Source organism: Microbacterium sp. BDGP8 (assembly GCF_029991045.1).
GTDB classification, from domain to species: domain Bacteria; phylum Actinomycetota; class Actinomycetes; order Actinomycetales; family Microbacteriaceae; genus Microbacterium; species Microbacterium plantarum.
This window is the reverse complement of record NZ_CP120712.1, coordinates 1,210,626-1,226,165: the sequence shown is the minus strand read 5'-3', so window position 1 is coordinate 1,226,165 and position 15,540 is coordinate 1,210,626. Positions and strand designations below refer to the sequence as shown.

The 15,540-nt window shown below is 69.4% G+C and carries 16 protein-coding genes; 6 read left to right on the top strand and 10 right to left on the bottom strand.

Going from position 1 to position 15,540, the window contains the following annotated elements; translation table 11 throughout:
- A complete protein-coding gene (locus P6897_RS05885; RefSeq protein ID WP_282502362.1) occupies nucleotides 1-732 on the top strand; it encodes a glutamine amidotransferase in 732 nt (243 codons plus the stop codon).
- Between the two features lies 1 nt (nucleotide 733).
- Here P6897_RS05885 and P6897_RS05880 read toward each other — a convergent pair whose 3' ends face one another.
- The 6 genes from P6897_RS05880 to adhE all read right to left on the bottom strand — a co-directional run bounded on the left by P6897_RS05880 (nucleotide 734) and on the right by adhE (nucleotide 7,385).
- Nucleotides 734-1,747 (bottom strand): YihY/virulence factor BrkB family protein, encoded by a 1,014-nt coding sequence (locus tag P6897_RS05880; protein ID WP_274177618.1) that lies wholly within the window; start codon nucleotides 1,745-1,747, stop codon nucleotides 734-736.
- A gap of 51 nt (nucleotides 1,748-1,798) precedes the next feature.
- The gene (locus P6897_RS05875) at nucleotides 1,799-2,278 is read right to left on the bottom strand and encodes an A24 family peptidase (protein WP_274177617.1); all 480 of its coding nucleotides are present in this window, start codon (nucleotides 2,276-2,278) and stop codon (nucleotides 1,799-1,801) included.
- Nucleotides 2,275-2,565: a DUF1905 domain-containing protein gene (locus tag P6897_RS05870; protein ID WP_337994948.1), complete on the bottom strand. Its 291-nt coding sequence runs from the start codon at nucleotides 2,563-2,565 to the stop codon at nucleotides 2,275-2,277. Before P6897_RS05870 ends, P6897_RS05875 begins: the two co-directional genes overlap by 4 nt.
- A gap of 63 nt (nucleotides 2,566-2,628) precedes the next feature.
- Entirely contained in the window at nucleotides 2,629-3,537 is a 909-nt protein-coding gene (locus P6897_RS05865; protein ID WP_282502361.1) for a L,D-transpeptidase, read from the bottom strand.
- A 49-nt stretch (nucleotides 3,538-3,586) separates the two neighbouring features.
- Nucleotides 3,587-4,579 (bottom strand): aldo/keto reductase, encoded by a 993-nt coding sequence (locus tag P6897_RS05860; protein ID WP_282502360.1) that lies wholly within the window; start codon nucleotides 4,577-4,579, stop codon nucleotides 3,587-3,589.
- A gap of 61 nt (nucleotides 4,580-4,640) precedes the next feature.
- Complete coding sequence (gene adhE, locus P6897_RS05855; protein ID WP_282502359.1) at nucleotides 4,641-7,385, bottom strand: bifunctional acetaldehyde-CoA/alcohol dehydrogenase; 2,745 nt, start codon at nucleotides 7,383-7,385, stop codon at nucleotides 4,641-4,643.
- A 192-nt stretch (nucleotides 7,386-7,577) separates the two neighbouring features.
- On the opposite strand from adhE, the gene nrdI reads away from it, so the two are divergent.
- Together nrdI and P6897_RS05845 are read left to right on the top strand one after the other, a co-directional pair.
- Nucleotides 7,578-8,024 carry a class Ib ribonucleoside-diphosphate reductase assembly flavoprotein NrdI gene (gene nrdI / locus P6897_RS05850; RefSeq protein WP_282502358.1) on the top strand — a complete coding sequence of 149 codons (447 nt, stop codon included), beginning with the start codon at nucleotides 7,578-7,580 and terminating at the stop codon, nucleotides 8,022-8,024.
- A 310-nt stretch (nucleotides 8,025-8,334) separates the two neighbouring features.
- A complete protein-coding gene (locus tag P6897_RS05845) occupies nucleotides 8,335-8,538 on the top strand; it encodes a cold-shock protein (protein WP_023951622.1) in 204 nt (67 codons plus the stop codon).
- 53 nt (nucleotides 8,539-8,591) lie between these two features.
- Here P6897_RS05845 and P6897_RS05840 read toward each other — a convergent pair whose 3' ends face one another.
- The 4 genes from P6897_RS05840 to P6897_RS05825 form a co-directional block, all read right to left on the bottom strand.
- Nucleotides 8,592-9,893, bottom strand: a complete 1,302-nt coding sequence (locus P6897_RS05840) for a heparan-alpha-glucosaminide N-acetyltransferase domain-containing protein (RefSeq protein ID WP_282502357.1) — start codon at nucleotides 9,891-9,893, stop codon at nucleotides 8,592-8,594.
- Nucleotides 9,894-10,016: 123 nt separating this feature from the next.
- Complete coding sequence (locus P6897_RS05835) at nucleotides 10,017-11,492, bottom strand: HAMP domain-containing sensor histidine kinase (RefSeq protein ID WP_282502356.1); 1,476 nt, start codon at nucleotides 11,490-11,492, stop codon at nucleotides 10,017-10,019.
- Nucleotides 11,489-12,226, bottom strand: coding sequence for a response regulator transcription factor (locus tag P6897_RS05830; protein ID WP_269266630.1), 738 nt, complete (start codon nucleotides 12,224-12,226; stop codon nucleotides 11,489-11,491). Before P6897_RS05830 ends, P6897_RS05835 begins: the two co-directional genes overlap by 4 nt.
- 55 nt (nucleotides 12,227-12,281) lie before the next feature.
- The gene (locus P6897_RS05825; protein WP_181574114.1) at nucleotides 12,282-12,692 is read right to left on the bottom strand and encodes a barstar family protein; all 411 of its coding nucleotides are present in this window, start codon (nucleotides 12,690-12,692) and stop codon (nucleotides 12,282-12,284) included.
- 72 nt (nucleotides 12,693-12,764) lie between these two features.
- On the opposite strand from P6897_RS05825, the gene P6897_RS05820 reads away from it, so the two are divergent.
- From P6897_RS05820 to P6897_RS05810, 3 genes are all read left to right on the top strand, one after another.
- Nucleotides 12,765-14,063 (top strand): cellulase N-terminal Ig-like domain-containing protein, encoded by a 1,299-nt coding sequence (locus P6897_RS05820; protein ID WP_282502355.1) that lies wholly within the window; start codon nucleotides 12,765-12,767, stop codon nucleotides 14,061-14,063.
- Nucleotides 13,970-14,365 carry a hypothetical protein gene (locus P6897_RS05815; protein ID WP_274178016.1) on the top strand — a complete coding sequence of 132 codons (396 nt, stop codon included), beginning with the start codon at nucleotides 13,970-13,972 and terminating at the stop codon, nucleotides 14,363-14,365. Before P6897_RS05820 ends, P6897_RS05815 begins: the two co-directional genes overlap by 94 nt.
- Before the next feature lie 90 nt (nucleotides 14,366-14,455).
- Nucleotides 14,456-15,532 carry a LacI family DNA-binding transcriptional regulator gene (locus tag P6897_RS05810; RefSeq protein WP_274177607.1) on the top strand — a complete coding sequence of 359 codons (1,077 nt, stop codon included), beginning with the start codon at nucleotides 14,456-14,458 and terminating at the stop codon, nucleotides 15,530-15,532.
- The last annotated feature ends 8 nt before the right edge of the window (nucleotides 15,533-15,540 follow it).

The window sequence follows — 15,540 nt, the reverse complement described above, 5'->3', positions numbered from 1 at the left end:
GTGAAGCCGTTCGTGCTGCTCGCCACCCGCGCTGAGGACGTACCCGCAGACGAGGAGTACGAGCTCTTCCTCCGCCATACGGGCCTCGAGCCTGCTTCGCTCCGGCGCGTGCGGCTCGAGGCCGGGCCGATGCCCGACATCGACCTCGACGACGTGTCGGGCATCTTCGTGGGCGGCGGCCCGTTCAACGCATCCGATCGGTGGGAGCAGAAGTCTGCCGTGCAGCGCCGGGTCGAGGCCGAGTTCTCGGATCTTCTGGCGCGGGTCGTCACGCAAGACGCCCCGTTCCTCGGGGCCTGCTACGGCATCGGTACGGTGGGCGCCTTCCTCGGCGCCACGATCGACCGCCGATTCGGCGAGCCCATCAGCGTCGTCGACGTCGAGTTGATGGATGCCGGCAGGCGCGACCCGCTCCTGGCCGGGATGCCGCAGACGTTCTCGGCCTTCGTCGGGCACAAGGAAGCGATCTCAGAGCTCCCGCCGCGCGCCGTGCTGCTGGCTTCATCAGCCGGATGCCCGGTACAGATGTTCCGGGTCGGCGAGAACGTCTACGCGACGCAGTTCCACCCCGAGCTCGACCTCGAGGGCATCACCACCCGTATCCACGCCTACGCCGGCTACGGCTACTTCGCACCCGACGAGCTCGACCTCACCCTGAGCGCCGTGCGGCGCAGCCCGGTCACCCACACGGGGTCGATCCTGCGTGCGTTCGTCGAGCGCTACGCGCGGTAGGTCAGGCGTTCGCTTTCGCGCGTTCCTCGGCCTCGAGCTCGCGGGCCTTGTCGAGTTCCCGGGCGGCGGCGGAGACGGCATCCTCGGCACGCTGCACGCGCCGCTGCAGGAATGTCGCGGCGCCGAACCGAGCCCGAACGCGGTCTTCCTCTTCGCGCACGCCCGTGATGATGTACGCCGTGGCGATGAGGATGACCTGCGATGACAGGTTGAGCCACAGCAGCAGCGCGATGAGCGAGGCGAACGACGCCAGCAACGGGTTCGAGGTCGCGCCACCGACGAACAGCCCGGACAGCTGCTGCAGCACCGTCAGCCCTGCGGCACCGAGGAGTGCGCCGCTCCAGAGCGCACGCTTTCGCACCTTCACCCCGGACAGAACCCGGAAGAGCACGGCCACAGCGACGGCGTCGAGGGCGAACACCACCACCAGCGACACGGCCCAGCCGCCGAACTGCACGAGCGGGTTGTCGTCGGAGAAACCGAGGAGGTCGGCGAGCAGTCCCACTCCGGCCGTCCCGAGGAACGTTACGCCCGCAGCAGCGACCAGTGCCCCGCCGATACCCATCGCCAGTGCGAGGTTGCGCAGCAGCACCCAGACGAAGAGCACGTCGTCGGTGAGCTGGTCTGCGATCGCGCGCATCGCGGTACGGAGCGATCCGATCGCACCGATCGCCGCGCCGAGCAGACCGACGGTGGCGATGACTCCCGCGATCGTGAGTCCCGCGGGGGCGGTGATGTCGTCGAGCTTGATGAGGCCGTTTCTGCCGACGAGCCCCGGGATGACACGGTTCACCGCGTCGATGAGCGCCTGCCACGCAACGGGGTCACCGGCAAGCCAGAGCGCCGCGACAGAAAACCCCAAGAGCACTCCGGCGAAGACGCTGAACAGGGTGCGATAGGTGACGCTGTCGGCGAGCACCGGCCCACGGTGCTCGCTGTACAGCAAGAACGCGCGCACCGGTTTGCGCTGCAGCGCCCACGCGATCGAGCGGGAGATGAACGTGGACTCGGCCATGGGGCCACGATAGCGCGGCGCTCTCCCTCGCCCCCGTGCACTTGACACGCCTCAGCTCCCGACCCAGACGCCCCCGACGACTGCCCATGCGCCGAGCAGCATGAAGGGGCCGAACGGTATTCGGGTATGCCGGTCGCCGCGGCGGGCGGCGATGACGACGACGGCGACGAGACCGCCGGAGAAGAACGCGAGCGCGGTTGCGACGAGCGGCGCCACCCAGTCATGCGTGCCCGTGAGGAGCCCGATCGCCGCCGCGAGCTTGACGTCTCCCCCGCCCAGCGCCCGACCGCCCCGGTGCAGGAGGTAGTAGACGACGAACAGCACGATCCCGGCGCCCGCCGCTCCGACGATCGGTCGCATCGAGGCCTGTTCGATGGCGAAGAGCACCGCGAGGCTCGCCGCCGCGCCCGCCAATCCGAGGACGAGGCGGTTCGGAAGCCGGTGCGTCGCGATGTCGACCGCCGCCAGCGCGACACTCAGCACGGCACAGGCAGCCACGACCACGAGCGTCGCCATCGAGACCGCCGTCACGCGTCGAGGACCTCGAGCATCACCCGGACGACGCCGTCGGATCCGATCGATTCGGCGCGGCGGATCGCTTGCTTCAACGGGAGGACATAACCGCCGCGCCCTGCATCTGGAAAGATCGAGGTCTGCCACGTCGAACCACCGATCGTCGCCCGCACCCGCACGGACCCGAACCCCCGCGGCATCCGCGGGATCTCTCGGATGTCGGCGCTGGGCTCTGCCGGGACGGCCGCGAAGTACCAATCCTGGGTACGAGCCTCCCAACGGAAGACCTCCGCATCGAACTCCATTCTCACGCGATCAGCGTAGGCCGTACCTCGACCCGAGCGCCGGGGGTCTCCACAGGTGCTCGGCTAGGGCTGAATCAGGACCGGCGTCCCGGTCGGCAGCTGAGCCAGCCGGTCGACCGCGGGCCCGTCGAGGTAGATGCAGCCGAAGGATGTATCGCCCTCGCGCGCCCGGTAGTAGTGGAAGGCCGTCACAGCGACGTCTCCCCCGTCGAAGCCCGCCATCACGGGCGATTGGACCCCGAGGTAGACCATGGGATGCCCCTGGGTGTACCGGAACTCCGGCACGACCGTCGTCCACATGACGAAGGTCCGTCCGGTCGGTGTCGGTGTCGACGGCTTTCCCCACGCGAACTGGTCCGACACGCGTTCGCGTCCGGCGGCGCTGACGATGTCGATCGTGTTCCCCGCGAGGTGCACCTCGACGTACTGCGGGGTCGTGGTCAGCTCCACGTCGGCGACGCGCAGCCACCCGACGGTCTGCCCGCCGTTGCCCTCGGGCGGCACCCCCTGCCGGCCCGGCAGGATCACCTTGACCCAGTCGGCCTGGGCCTCGACGACGGGCACGGTCGTGCCGCCGTAGTGGTGGTCGCGAGGAAGGTGCCCGACCGGTTGCCCGGTGGGGTCGGCGAACACGGGCGCGCCCGCACCCAGCGGCCGCGCGAGCGATGAGGTCACCGGTCCCATCGGATCGTCGTCGACGGGCACCGCGGGGTTGACCGAGCGCACGTCGATCAACGGGAGAGCGGTGATGTCGTAGAGGGTGTCGTTGCGGGCGTAGGGTGCCGACCCAGCATCCGTCGCCTGCGCCACGGGCGTGGATGACGGAGCGTCACTGAGGGCGGCGGCGGCCGGCGGCTCGGCTGTGGCGGCCGCGAGGTCGCGAAGCGGGGCGAGCGCCCCGTACCCCGAGGCGGCCAGGACTCCGACCGCGACGACGGCCACGAGGGCTGCGGGATGCGGTCGCCGAGTCATACGCCCATGCTCGGTCGCACACGGCGATGACGCAAGAGCGGGCCGCGGGTCACCAGTGCGGGTGGATGTCTGCTCGCAGGAGCTCGTCGTAGACGTCGACGACGGCATCGGCGAACGCCGTCAGATCGGTGCCATCGTCGAGCAGATCCGCCGCGGCCGCGTTGGCGCGCGCCTGCTCTGTCGTGCGGGCTCCCGGAATGACGCTCGTGACGCCCGGACGCGAGGCGATCCACGCCAGCGTCGCCGCCGGCAGGGTGATGCCTTCGGGAAGAGCGGCCGCGAGTCGGCGCGCAGCCGTCAGGCCGGTCTCGAAGTCCACCCCCGAGAACGTCTCGCCGCGGTCGAAGGCCTCGCCGTGCCGGTTGTACGAACGGTGATCGTCGGCCGCGAACTCGGTCTGCTCGGTGTAGCGACCGCTCAGCAGACCCGACGCCAGGGGGACGCGCGCGAAGATCGCGACGTCGGCGGCCTGGGCCGCGGGAAGCACCTCGTCGAGCGGCTTCAACCGGAAGGGATTGAGGATGATCTGGATGTTCGTGACGTTCGGCCGCGCGATCGCCGCGAGCGCCTGCGCCGTGGTCTCGACCGAGACGCCGTAGGCCGCGATCGCTCCGTCTGCGACCAGTTCGTCGAGGGCGTCGTAGGTCGCGTCCGACTCGATGACCGCCGACGGCGGGCAATGCAGCTGCACGAGCTCGAGCGTGTCGACACCCAGGTTGCGCCGCGATCGGTCGGTCCAGGCGCGGAAGTTCTCGCGCGTGTAGTTCTCGGGAACCTGCGCTTCGCGGCGCCCCATCTTGGTCGCGACGGTGATGCCGTGCCGCGGACGGCCGGCGAGGAATCGGCCGATGGTCGTCTCACTGCGGCCATCGCCGTAGACGTCGGCGGTGTCGAAGAGCGTGACGCCGGCATCGGCGGAGGCCGCGAGGACGGCCAGAGCCTGGTCGTCGTCGACCTCGCCCCAGTCGGCGCCGAGCTGCCAGGTGCCGAGGCCGATGGCCGAGACGGAACGGGAGGTCGAAGCGAGGCTGCGCTGCTGCATGGCTACAGCGTAGGCGCAGGGCCGGACACCTCGGTCCGGCCCTGCGCTCCGCGGATCGTCGTCAGGCGCCGTGCGCCGCCTTCGCCTTCCCGCCGTTCTTCTTCGTGGGGGCATCCGAGGTCTCCGCGTTGACCGGCGCAGCCGGGAGGGCGGCATCCGCAGCCGCGACGGCCGCCGCGCGGGTGGTGCGCACCGCGGCGAACGACGTGCCGTAGTACGCGGCCTCCATGAGCGTCTTCATGTCATCGATCATCGGCATCCGCGGGTTCGCCGGTGCGCACTGATCCTCGTACGCAGCCATCGCGAGACTGTGCAGGTTGTCGAGGAAGCGGGCTTCGTCGACGCCCTGCGCCTGGAACGAGCGCTCGATGCCGACGCGGTCGCGCAGCTCCTCCACCGCGCGGGCGTAGCTCTCGACACCTTCCTCCGGCGTGGCAGCCGGAAGCCCGAGGTGCTGCGCGATCTGCTGGAAGCGCTCGGGAGCGATGTACCGCTCGTACTTGGGCCAGCTCGTGAGCTTCGTCGGCACCGTGCCGTTGTACCGGATCACGTGCGGCAGGTAGACCGCGTTGGTCCGCCCGTGCACGAGCTTGTACGTCGCGCCGGTGACGTGAGCCATCGCGTGCACGATCCCGAGGAAGGCGTTGCCGAAAGCCATCCCCGCGATGGATGCCGCGTTGTGCATCTTCTCGCGAGCCTTGCGGTCGGCGCTGTCGGTCGAGCCCGGCTGAGCCTTCGTGCTGCGCTCGATGTTCTCGAAGATGAGCTTGATCGCGTGCAGGCAGAGCCCGTCGGTGTAGTCGTTGGCGTACACCGACACGTACGCCTCGGTCGCGTGCGTCAGCGCGTCGAAGCCGGCATCCGCCACGAGGAACCCCGGGAGCACCCGCGTCAGCTCGGGATCGATGATGGCGACGGACGGCGTGAGCGCGTAGTCGGCCAGGGGGTACTTCATCCCGGTGGCGTCGTCGGTGATGACGGCGAAGGGAGTCATCTCCGAGCCCGTCCCCGACGTGGTGGGAACGCAGACGAGCTTGGCTTTCTTGCCCATCTCGGGGAACGTGAACGCACGCTTGCGGACATCGAAGAACTTCTCGCGCATGTCGGAGAACTCGATCTCGGGGTTCTCGTACAGCAGCCACATGACCTTCGCTGCGTCCATGAGCGATCCGCCGCCGAGCGCGATGATCGTGTCGGGCTGGAACTGGCGCAGCTGTTCCGCCCCGGCCACGACCTCCGACACCTTCGGCTCGGGGCGCACCTGATTCAGCAGCTGCACCTGGACCCGGTTCTCGCGACGGTTCAGGACATCGGTGATGCGGTCGACGTAGCCGAGCGAGGTCATGGTCTCGTCGGTGATGATGCTGACGCGTTCGACGCCCCGCATGTCGGCGAGGTAGCGGATCGCGTGCGGCTCGAAGTACGTCTTCGCCGGGATCTTGAACCACTGCAGGTTGTTGTTGCGTCGTCCGACGCGCTTGACGTTCACGAGGTTCACCGCCGAGACGTTGTTGGAGACGGAGTTGTGACCGTACGAGCCGCAGCCGAGGGTCAGCGAAGGCAGAAAGGCGTTGTAGATGTCGCCGATGCCGCCAAGGGCCGACGGCGAATTCTCGATGATGCGGACCGCCTTGACGACCTCCGCGAAGCGGGCGATCACGTCCGCATCGTTGGAGTGGATGGCGCCGGAGTGACCGAGCCCGTCGAACGCCACCATCTGCCGCGAGAGCTCGATGCCCTCATCCGGAGTCGAGGCACGGAGAACGGCGAGGACCGGGGCGAGCTTCTCGCGCGTGAGCGGCTCGTGCGGGCCGACGCCGGAGACCTCGGCGAGGAGGATCGAGGTGTCGGCGGGCACGGTGAAGCCCGCCTGCTCGGCGATCCACACCGGCGACTGGCCGACGACCCGCGCGTTGAGCTTCGCGTCGGCGCAGTTCACGCTGTCGGCTGTCACCCCGAAGATGAACGCCTCGAGCATCGCCTTCTCCCCCGTCGTCACCCGGTAGGCGTGCAGGCGGGCGAACTCGTCCAGCGCCTCCTCGGCGACGGGCTCGTCGAGGATGACCGCCTGCTCGCTCGCGCAGACCATGCCCATGTCGAACGACTTCGACAGCACGATGTCGTTGACGGCGCGACCGACGTCGGCGGTGCGTTCGATGAAAGCGGGCACGTTGCCGGCGCCGACGCCGAGGGCGGGCTTGCCGCACGAGTAGGCGGCGCGGACCATGGCGTTGCCGCCGGTGGCGAGGATGAGGGCGACGCCCGGGTGGTTCATCAGCTCGCCGGATGCCTCCATCGACGGCTCTTCGATCCACTGGATGCAGTCGGCGGGCGCGCCGGCCGCCACCGCGGCCTCGCGCACGATGCGGGCAGCTTCGGACGAGCAGCGCTGTGCGGACGGGTGGAATCCGAAGATGATCGGGTTGCGGGTCTTGAGCGCGATGAGCGACTTGAAGATGGCGGTCGAGGTCGGGTTGGTGACCGGGGTCAACGCACAGATCACCCCGACGGGGTCTGCGATCTCGGTGATCCCCGTCAGCTCGTCGTGCGCGATGACGCCGACGGTCTTCTGGTCGATGATCGAGTGCGTCACGTGCTCGCACGCGAACATGTTCTTCACGGCCTTGTCTTCGAACAGGCCGCGGCCGGTCTCTTCGACGGCCATGACGGCCAGCTCACCGTGATGGTGCAGCGCCGCGACCGATGCCTTGCGGACGATGTGGTCGATCTGTTCCTGGGTGAAGTGCGCGTACTCGTCGAGGGCACGCTGTGCCCGGGTGACGAGGGCGTCGACGGCGATGGACATCGTGAGCCTTCCCGGCGCGGACGGTCGCCGCGTCTGTGTCCGAATCCGGGATGGAGGGACCTCGACCCCGTGATCACAGTCTGCGCCATGTGGTCTGACCACAGTGTCCATGCGGGCCGGAACAAATCGGAACCGCGACTTTTCCCGATCCGACACCGGTCCGTCACGGACACCGCGGAGCAGACTGACCCCGTGGCGCAACTCCCGGTGTACTTCTTCTCCTCGACTTCTAACCTCATCCGCCGCTTCGCGAGCAACCTCCACGCCACCGACGGCCGTCCCGTGCGCGACCTCTCCGAGCGGACCGTTCGCTCGAGCGAGGCACCGGGACCCTGGATCCTGCTGACGCCTTCGTACAAGGCGGGGAACGACGCTCACGCGACCCTGCCGGCGGCGGTTCGCGCCTTCCTGCGCTCCCCCGCGAACCGCCGGCGCCTCGTCGGGATCATCGGCTCCGGCAACCGCAACTTCGGCGACCACTACCAGGCGGCGGCACGCGAGCTCGCTCGGGTGTCGGGACGTCCGGTGGTGTTCGAGTTCGAGCTGGCGGGCACCCCAGAGGATGTCGCGGAGTGCGCTCGCATCTTGACGGCTTTCGATGCGCGCTTCGGGAACGCTCCCGAGGCGCACGATCGATGAGTCGTATTGCGTCTTTCGGTGACGTTGCACGACGCGTCGCCCCACAAGCGTCCGAAATCGCGTAGCATTCGAGAGTCGGTGCGTCACGGCGCGCCTCTCCGTCGGTTCACTCCGACGTGCACTTCGTTTCATTCCGCCGTCGATCTCATGCACCCGGGCCGTGCTCTCGGCCCCGCGACCGCACCTATCTGGACAGGTCGCCCACACCGGCGAGTGTCTGCTCGCCCCCACACACTCCGCGGCGGCCCCGCCGCAGCGGTATCCGGATCATCACAGCGGTGGTCCCAGAACACAGAAGGAAAATGACGACATGGCCACTGGCACCGTCAAATGGTTCAACTCGGAGAAGGGGTTCGGCTTCATCGCTCCGGACGACGGCACCGCGGACGTGTTCGCGCACTTCAGCGCCATCGCCGGCACTGGACACCGCAACCTGTTCGAGAACCAGAAGGTTGAGTTCGACGTGGAGCAGGGCCAGAAGGGCCTGCAGGCGACGAACATCCGCGCTCTCTGAGCGTTCGACGCAGTGAAGGGGCCGGTCCGAAAGGGCCGGCCCCTTCCGCGTGCCTAGCGGGCGCCGCTGCCCGCGGGTAGATCGACACGGCGCGCGACGTTCGCGGTGACGGACTCGAGTGGTCCCCGGCCACAGCTGAGCGCCCACATCGTGCATCCGACGAGAAGCACCACGACGCATCCGATCCAGAACCATCCGCTGACGGCGGGATCGCCATCCCACGACGAGAGATCGGGGGCGAGCCCGAGCGGGGAGATCAGGACCGCGAACGAGACGACGTGGGCTGTGTAGGCCGTCAGCGGCATGGAGCCGACTGCCGCGACAGGCACGAGCAGCGCACGAAGCGGACGCGCGAGGAGCAGGCAGGCGCCGACGACGGCGAGCGCGAAGCCGCCGGACCCGATGATCTCCCACGTCCCTCCCGAGTGCGGCGCCACGCCCCACGCCTGAGACAGCGCGGCTCCCAGATCGACCTCGCTCAACCGTTCCAGATAGCCGCGCCCGTCGGGACCCATCGACGAGGACGATGCCACCAGCGAGGACGCTCCCGATGATGACAGCGCGGATGCCGACGACGAGACGCTCCCCCACCCCGAGAGCCACCCGCGGACCGTTCCGTTGAACGCGTCGCCCAGGCCGTAGCCGAAGGCGGCGAGCCCGACTCCCGACCCGAACAGCACCGCCGCGGTCCGCGGCCGGTCGAGTCGCATCCGCCCGAGCGCCATCCCGGCGAGAACCAGGGGCAGCCACACGGTCAGCGGATACGAGCCGCTGATGAGGAAGTCGACCGCGGTGCCGCCGATGCCCTGCGGGATGCCGGCGCCCGAGAGCGTCACCGCACGCAGGAGCGCGACGACGGTCGGCCCCGCGACGGCGATCGCGGCCGCGGTGAGCGCGAGGGTACGGCGACGGAGTCCCAGGAACGGGATGAGGATCAGGAAGAGGATGCCGTAGATGGGCAGAATGACGGCGATCCCGCTCCCGAGCATCTCCAGCGCCAGCCCGAGGGCGAGAACGACGAGGGCGCGGCCGGCCATGCGCAGACGTGCGGACCGCAGTGCCTCTCCCCGGGGGAGCTGCTCACGTCCGGTCGCAAGCGCGACGGAAATGCCCGCGACAACGGCGAAGAGGATGGACGACCGCCCCTGGACGATCGCGGCGAGGTCGGGCCCGTCGGGCCCCGCGACCATCCACGAGATCCCGACGTGCGCGCCGATCATGCCGAAGATCGCGAGGCCCCGGGCGACGTCGATGCCCATGAGCCGGGGCGGGCGGCCGAAGTAGCCCCACCGGCCGCGTACGGAACGGCGGGCCGACTCAGCGGGTCGAACGATCGAGGTGGACGGCAGGGACACGACAGGATCTCCTCGGCGATGGGCCGGACGACGACACGGGCGCGTGCGGCACGTGCCGCGCACCCGGTCGACGGTAGGTCTCGGCCCTGTGCGCGGATTAAGCGCGCGGGTGGCATCCGCCGGTCAGGCGGCGTCCGACGGGATGCGGATCCCGAAGCGCGTACCCGTGCTCGAGCTGGCCACCGACACGTCGTAGCCCGAGGCTGTCGCCAGCGCCTGCACGATCGCGAGCCCGAGTCCGACCGTCGTCCGCTCGCGCGTCTGCGTCCGGCTGCCTGCCTGGGTGAAGCGGTCGAAGATGGTCGGCAGTGCCTCGGGATCGATTCCCGGCCCGTCGTCCTGGACGACCAGCTCGACGGAGGTCGCCGTCGTCTCGAGAGAGACGGTCACACTGGTTCCGTCCGGAGTGTGGTGCCCCGCATTGGCGACGAGGTTCAGCAGCATCTGACGGATCGCCCCCTCGTCCCCGACCACGGAGACATCTTCGTCCGGCAAGGCGATGCGCCAGACGTGCCCGGGATATGCGAACCGCGCGTCGGATGCGGTCTCCGCGACGATCATCGACAGCTCGACGTCATCGTGCGCGACCACCGGGTCGGCGTCGAGACGCGCGAGCAACAGCAGGTCGTCGATCAGCGTGCTCATCCGCGACGCCTCCGACCCGATGCGCTGAAGCGCGCCCTGCGTCTCGCGGGGGTCGGCGTCGGCATCGGGATGGGCGTAGAAGTCGGCGTAGCCGCGGATGGAGGCGAGAGGGTTGCGCAGCTCGTGGCTCGCCTCGGCGATGAAGCGACGCATCGATTCCTCGGCGCGGTGACGCGCGTTGAGCGAGAGCTCGACGTGGTCGAGCAGGCGATTGAGCGCGTCCGCGACGCGGTCGGTCTCCGACCCCAGATGCCGCACGTCACGGGGAACCCGGCGTTGCGGGGCGATCTCGCCGGACGAGAGCGGGGTGGCCGTCACTTCATCGGCGATCTCGGCGACCCGTTCGAGGGGGTCGAGCTGCTGCCGGGTCCACCGCCAGCCGAACACCGCAGCGAAAGCCGCGATCGTGATTCCGACGACCGCGAGCCAGAGCGCGTAGGTCCCGACGACCCTTTCGGTTTCGGTGAGCCCCACACCGCTGACGACGGTGAGCTCCTGCCCGTCTGCCGCCGCGACCTCGGAGGCCGTCACGAGGTACCCGCCGTCGTCGGCCACGTCGATCGTCGTGGTGTACCCGCTCTCCGCCATCCCGTCCCGAACGTGCGTGAGCTCGCGCTCGGTCATCGGGCGGTAGGTGTAGTCACGGGTGAAGAAGGCCGAGACCGCGACGCGGTCGCCCTCGACGACGAAGAAGAACCCGTCGGAGGGAACCGCCAGTGACACGTCGTCGAATGTCGGAACGCTTCCGGTCGCATCCACGGCCGAGAGAGTCTGCCCGATGGCGGTGTCGTTCGCCAGGTACAGCGTCGACTCAGCCTGGGTGACGAGATTCTGACGGAGGATCGCGACCGAGACGATGCCGAACACGGTCACCGCCGCGAGAAGCAGCCCCGAGATCATTGCGACGGAGCGGCCACGCAGGGTGCGCAGGCCTCCCGGCCGCGCCGACGTCACGATGGAGCCGAAGCGGTCGGAGCTGCACGCAGGATATAGCCGACCCGCCGCAGCGTGTGGATCATCGGCTCACGCCCGTGATCGATCTTCTTGCGCAGATACGAGATGTAGATCTCCACGATGTTCGACTCCCGTCCGAAGTCATACTCCCAGACACGATCGAGGATCTGCTCCTTGCTGAGGACGCGATCGGCGTTGAGCATCAGGAAACGCAGCAGCGAGAACTCCGTCGCGGTGAGCCGGATCTGCTCCCCCGCGCGCGTGACCTCGTGGTTGTCTTCGTTCAGTCGCAGGTCGCCGACCTCGAGCATCGGGGTCGGCGCACCCTGCATGAGCATGGGGCTGCGTCGCAGCAGCCCGCGCAGACGCACCACCACCTCTTCGACGCTGAACGGCTTGGCGACGTAGTCATCGCCGCCGGCGGCGATGCCGGTGATGCGATTGGCCACCGTGCCGTTGGCGGTGAGGAAAAGAACCATGGTCTCGCTCAGCTCGCTGCGGAGCGTGCGCAGCACCTCGACACCGTCGATGTCGGGGAGCACGACATCGAGGACCATCAGGTGCGGCCGCATCCGTCGCGCCGTCTCGATGGCGCTCGCGCCGGTCGCGGCGACCTCTACCTGCCAGCCCTGCCGTGACAGCACCGCCCCGAGCAGATGGCGAAGGTTCGGCTCGTCATCGACGACGAGCACGCGGATCGCGGGATCGGACAGCGGGGACGACGAGAGCGACATGGCTTCATGGTCCCGCGTGAGAATATGCGCCCGTTAAGAAAACCCGAGAGGAATCTCAGGCGAGCACGAGCTCGACCTCGGGGTGGCCCGCGAACACGTCCAGCACCAGGTCGAAGTAGGTCTTTCCCGCGCCCCGGTCCAGTTCGTCGAGCGCCGCGCGCGCAGGCCGTGCCGCGTAGATGTCGGGGCGCTCGAGCTTTGCGGCGAGGTAGGCCCGGGTGAGCGGGATGCCCAGCGCCTGTCGCGAGATCGCCGAATCCGCCCACACGACGCGAGCGGACGAAGCGTGCGCGAGGACGCCGAACCCGCCGTAGAGCAGATCGTCGAGGGCGTCCAGGCTCTCCCCGAGAGTCCACTCCTCGTCGGGCATGAAGACACGGTTCAGCTCCGCGTAGAGCGACGGGATGTCGCGGACGCGCGCGCCCTCGATCCGCAGGTCGACGGCGGCGGACGGCGGGCGATTCACATGCCGAGGCTAGCCGCCGCGACGATGACGAGCGCGCGCGGCACCGCCGAGAGACAGCGTCGCAGGAGACGCGTGACGTTCGTGATCACGACGGGGATGCTCGTTGGAGCCACGATGACCGCCGCCCCGCTGGTCGCTGCAGCGGCCCCGGCAGAACTGATCCGGAACGGGGACTTCTCGACGGGTCACGAACCCTGGTGGTCGGTCGGTGTCGACGGCTTCGACACCGCAACCGGCGCCTTCTGCGCCGGCGTGCCCGACACCGAGAACCCCTGGGATGTGCTCATCGGCCAGAGCGACCTCGCGCTGGCCGATGGGGCCACCTACACGCTGACGGCGAGAGTTCGCGCCGATGCGCCCGGCACGGTCGTCACTCAGGTGGCGCCGAAGGTCCCCGATGCCGCCTACACGGCGTACCTCGCCGAGAGCACGCCACTCGCCGACACCTGGCAGCAGATCAGCGCGGAGTTCACGGCACGCGACCTGGGCCAGGGCACCGTGTCCGAGCTGCAGTTCCGCCTCGGCGCGAACGGCGCCACGCGATTCTGCGTCGATGACGTGAGCCTCGTCGCCCGCGACGCCGCGACTCCCCCGGTCCCCCCGATCGGCGACGACGAGCTGCTCCCGAACCCCACACTGGACGAGAGCACGAACCCGTGGTGGACGAGCGGCCCCGTGGCGCTGTCGAACCCCGGCCAGCGGATGTGTGCGACGGTGACCGAGCGATCTGTCGAACTCGGCACCGAACCCCAGTCGTACGACCTGCCGTTCACCACGTCGCCGGCCGGCGACTATCACCTCGGGCAGGTCCAGTTCCGCCTCGGCGCGGTCGCAGCCGACACGGAGGTCTGTTTCGACGAGATCTCCCTCCAGGGAACCGCCTACTCCTACACCGCCGACCCCGGACCGGCCGTCAAGGTCAACCAGGTCGGGTATCTGACCCGGGGCCCCAAGCGCGCGACCGTCGTGTCCGATGCCAGCGCACCGTTGCCGTGGACCCTCGAAGCGCCGGACGGTACTGCCCTCGCCACGGGCGAGTCTCAGCCGGCAGGCTTCGACGCCTCCGCAGGGGCTTCCGTTCACACGATCGACTTCAGCGACGTCACCGAGGAAGCGGTCGATGTGAGGCTCCGCGTCGGCACGGACGTCAGCCATCCCTCCACGATCTCCGCCGACGTCTTCCGATCGCTGCGCGCGGATTCGATGCGGTTCTTCTACACGCCGGTGGCAGCATCGCTGTGCACCCGCTCGCCAACGACGTCGCCGGCGATGCCGACATCCCGCTCGATGCGGCGTCGCTCGCCCTCCTCGACGCGGCCGGCGCGCCGACCACCTCCGTCGTCACCGACGGACAGGGTCGATACGAGCTGAACGGGGACGTCGTGTCGTTCATCGCGGATGCCGGGTTCGAGGGAACGGCGGCCCCGGTGAGGTACCGGGTGGCGGATGCGCGTGGCACCGAGGTGACCGCGACCATCACGGCCACGGTGACGGCACAAGCCGGTGAACAGCCCGACGAGCCGGGCTCGGCGGGCTCGGCCTCTGCGGGCGCGGCGCGCAGCGTCCTCGCGAGCTCGGGCATGGACCCGCTGCCACTGTGGATGCTGGTCGGCGCGGGCGCGGCGCTGATGGCGGCCGGCGTCTCGTTGCTGCGTCGGCGACGGCTCGGCTGAGTTCGGGCGGGCCGCTCGGGACACGCTTCCGAGCGGCCCCCGTCGTCCGTGTTAGCTTTCGAGAACCGCGACCAACAGCCGGAACGAGATATGACCGACACTCCCTCCACCCGAAGGGCACCCCGGGTGACGCTGCGGGAGGTCGCGGAGCGTGCGGGCGTCTCGCGCTCGGCCGTCTCGTTCGTGATGAACGGTCGCACCGACCAGCGCCTGTCCGACGACATGTTCGAACGCGTCCGTCGCGCCGCGGACGAGCTCGGCTACCGCCCCAACATCACCGCGCAGACCCTGCGCACCGGCCGCTCCGGCACGGTCGCGCTGGTCTCCGACTTCGTCAGCAGCACCTCGTTCGCCAACTCGATGGTCCGCGGTGCGATGCAGGAGCTACGCGAGCGCGACACCCTCCTGTTCACCGTCGACACGCAGGGCGATGCGGAACTCGAGGAGCAGCTGCTCCAAAGCCTCCTGGGCCGCGACATCGACGGTGTGATCTACGCGTCGATGTTCACGCGGACCATCGCGCTTCCGCGGGCACTCGAAGGCGTCCCGACGGTCCTGTTGAATTGCGTGACGGCAGACGGGTCGATCGACGCGGTCGTGCCCGACGAGCTCGCGGCAGGGCGTGACGCCGCGCGGATGCTGCTCGATCACGGTCACCGTGACGACATCTGGTTCGTCGGAGCGCTGCCGGCAGGCTCGAGAGGCGGGGCCGCCTGGCCGGAGTGGGACCCCATCGCTCTGGCCGAGCGTCGCGCGGGCATCGACGCGGTGCTCGCCGCGGCGGGAACGAGCCTCGCCGGCGTCACCGCAATCGACGACGACTGGGACGTCGCGAACGGGCGCCGGGCGGTGTCGCGGATGCTCGCGGAGCCCCGGGTCAGGCCGACCGCGCTCGTGTGCGCAAACGACGCGCTCGCCGTCGGCGCCTATCAGGCGCTCCATCATGCCGGGCTCGGTGTCCCCACCGACGTGTCGGTGATCGGCTTCGACGGCAGCCCCTACGCCCGCGCCGTCGAGCCCGAGCTCACGTCGATCGCGCTCCCGCACATCGAACTCGGGCGGCGAGCGGCGGCGATGCTCGCTGCCCCCGGCGATTCGCCGCGCCTCGAACGCGTGCCGATGCCGATCCGAGCGGGCGGGTCGGTCGGGGTCGCACCCTCCCGGTAGCGGCTCAG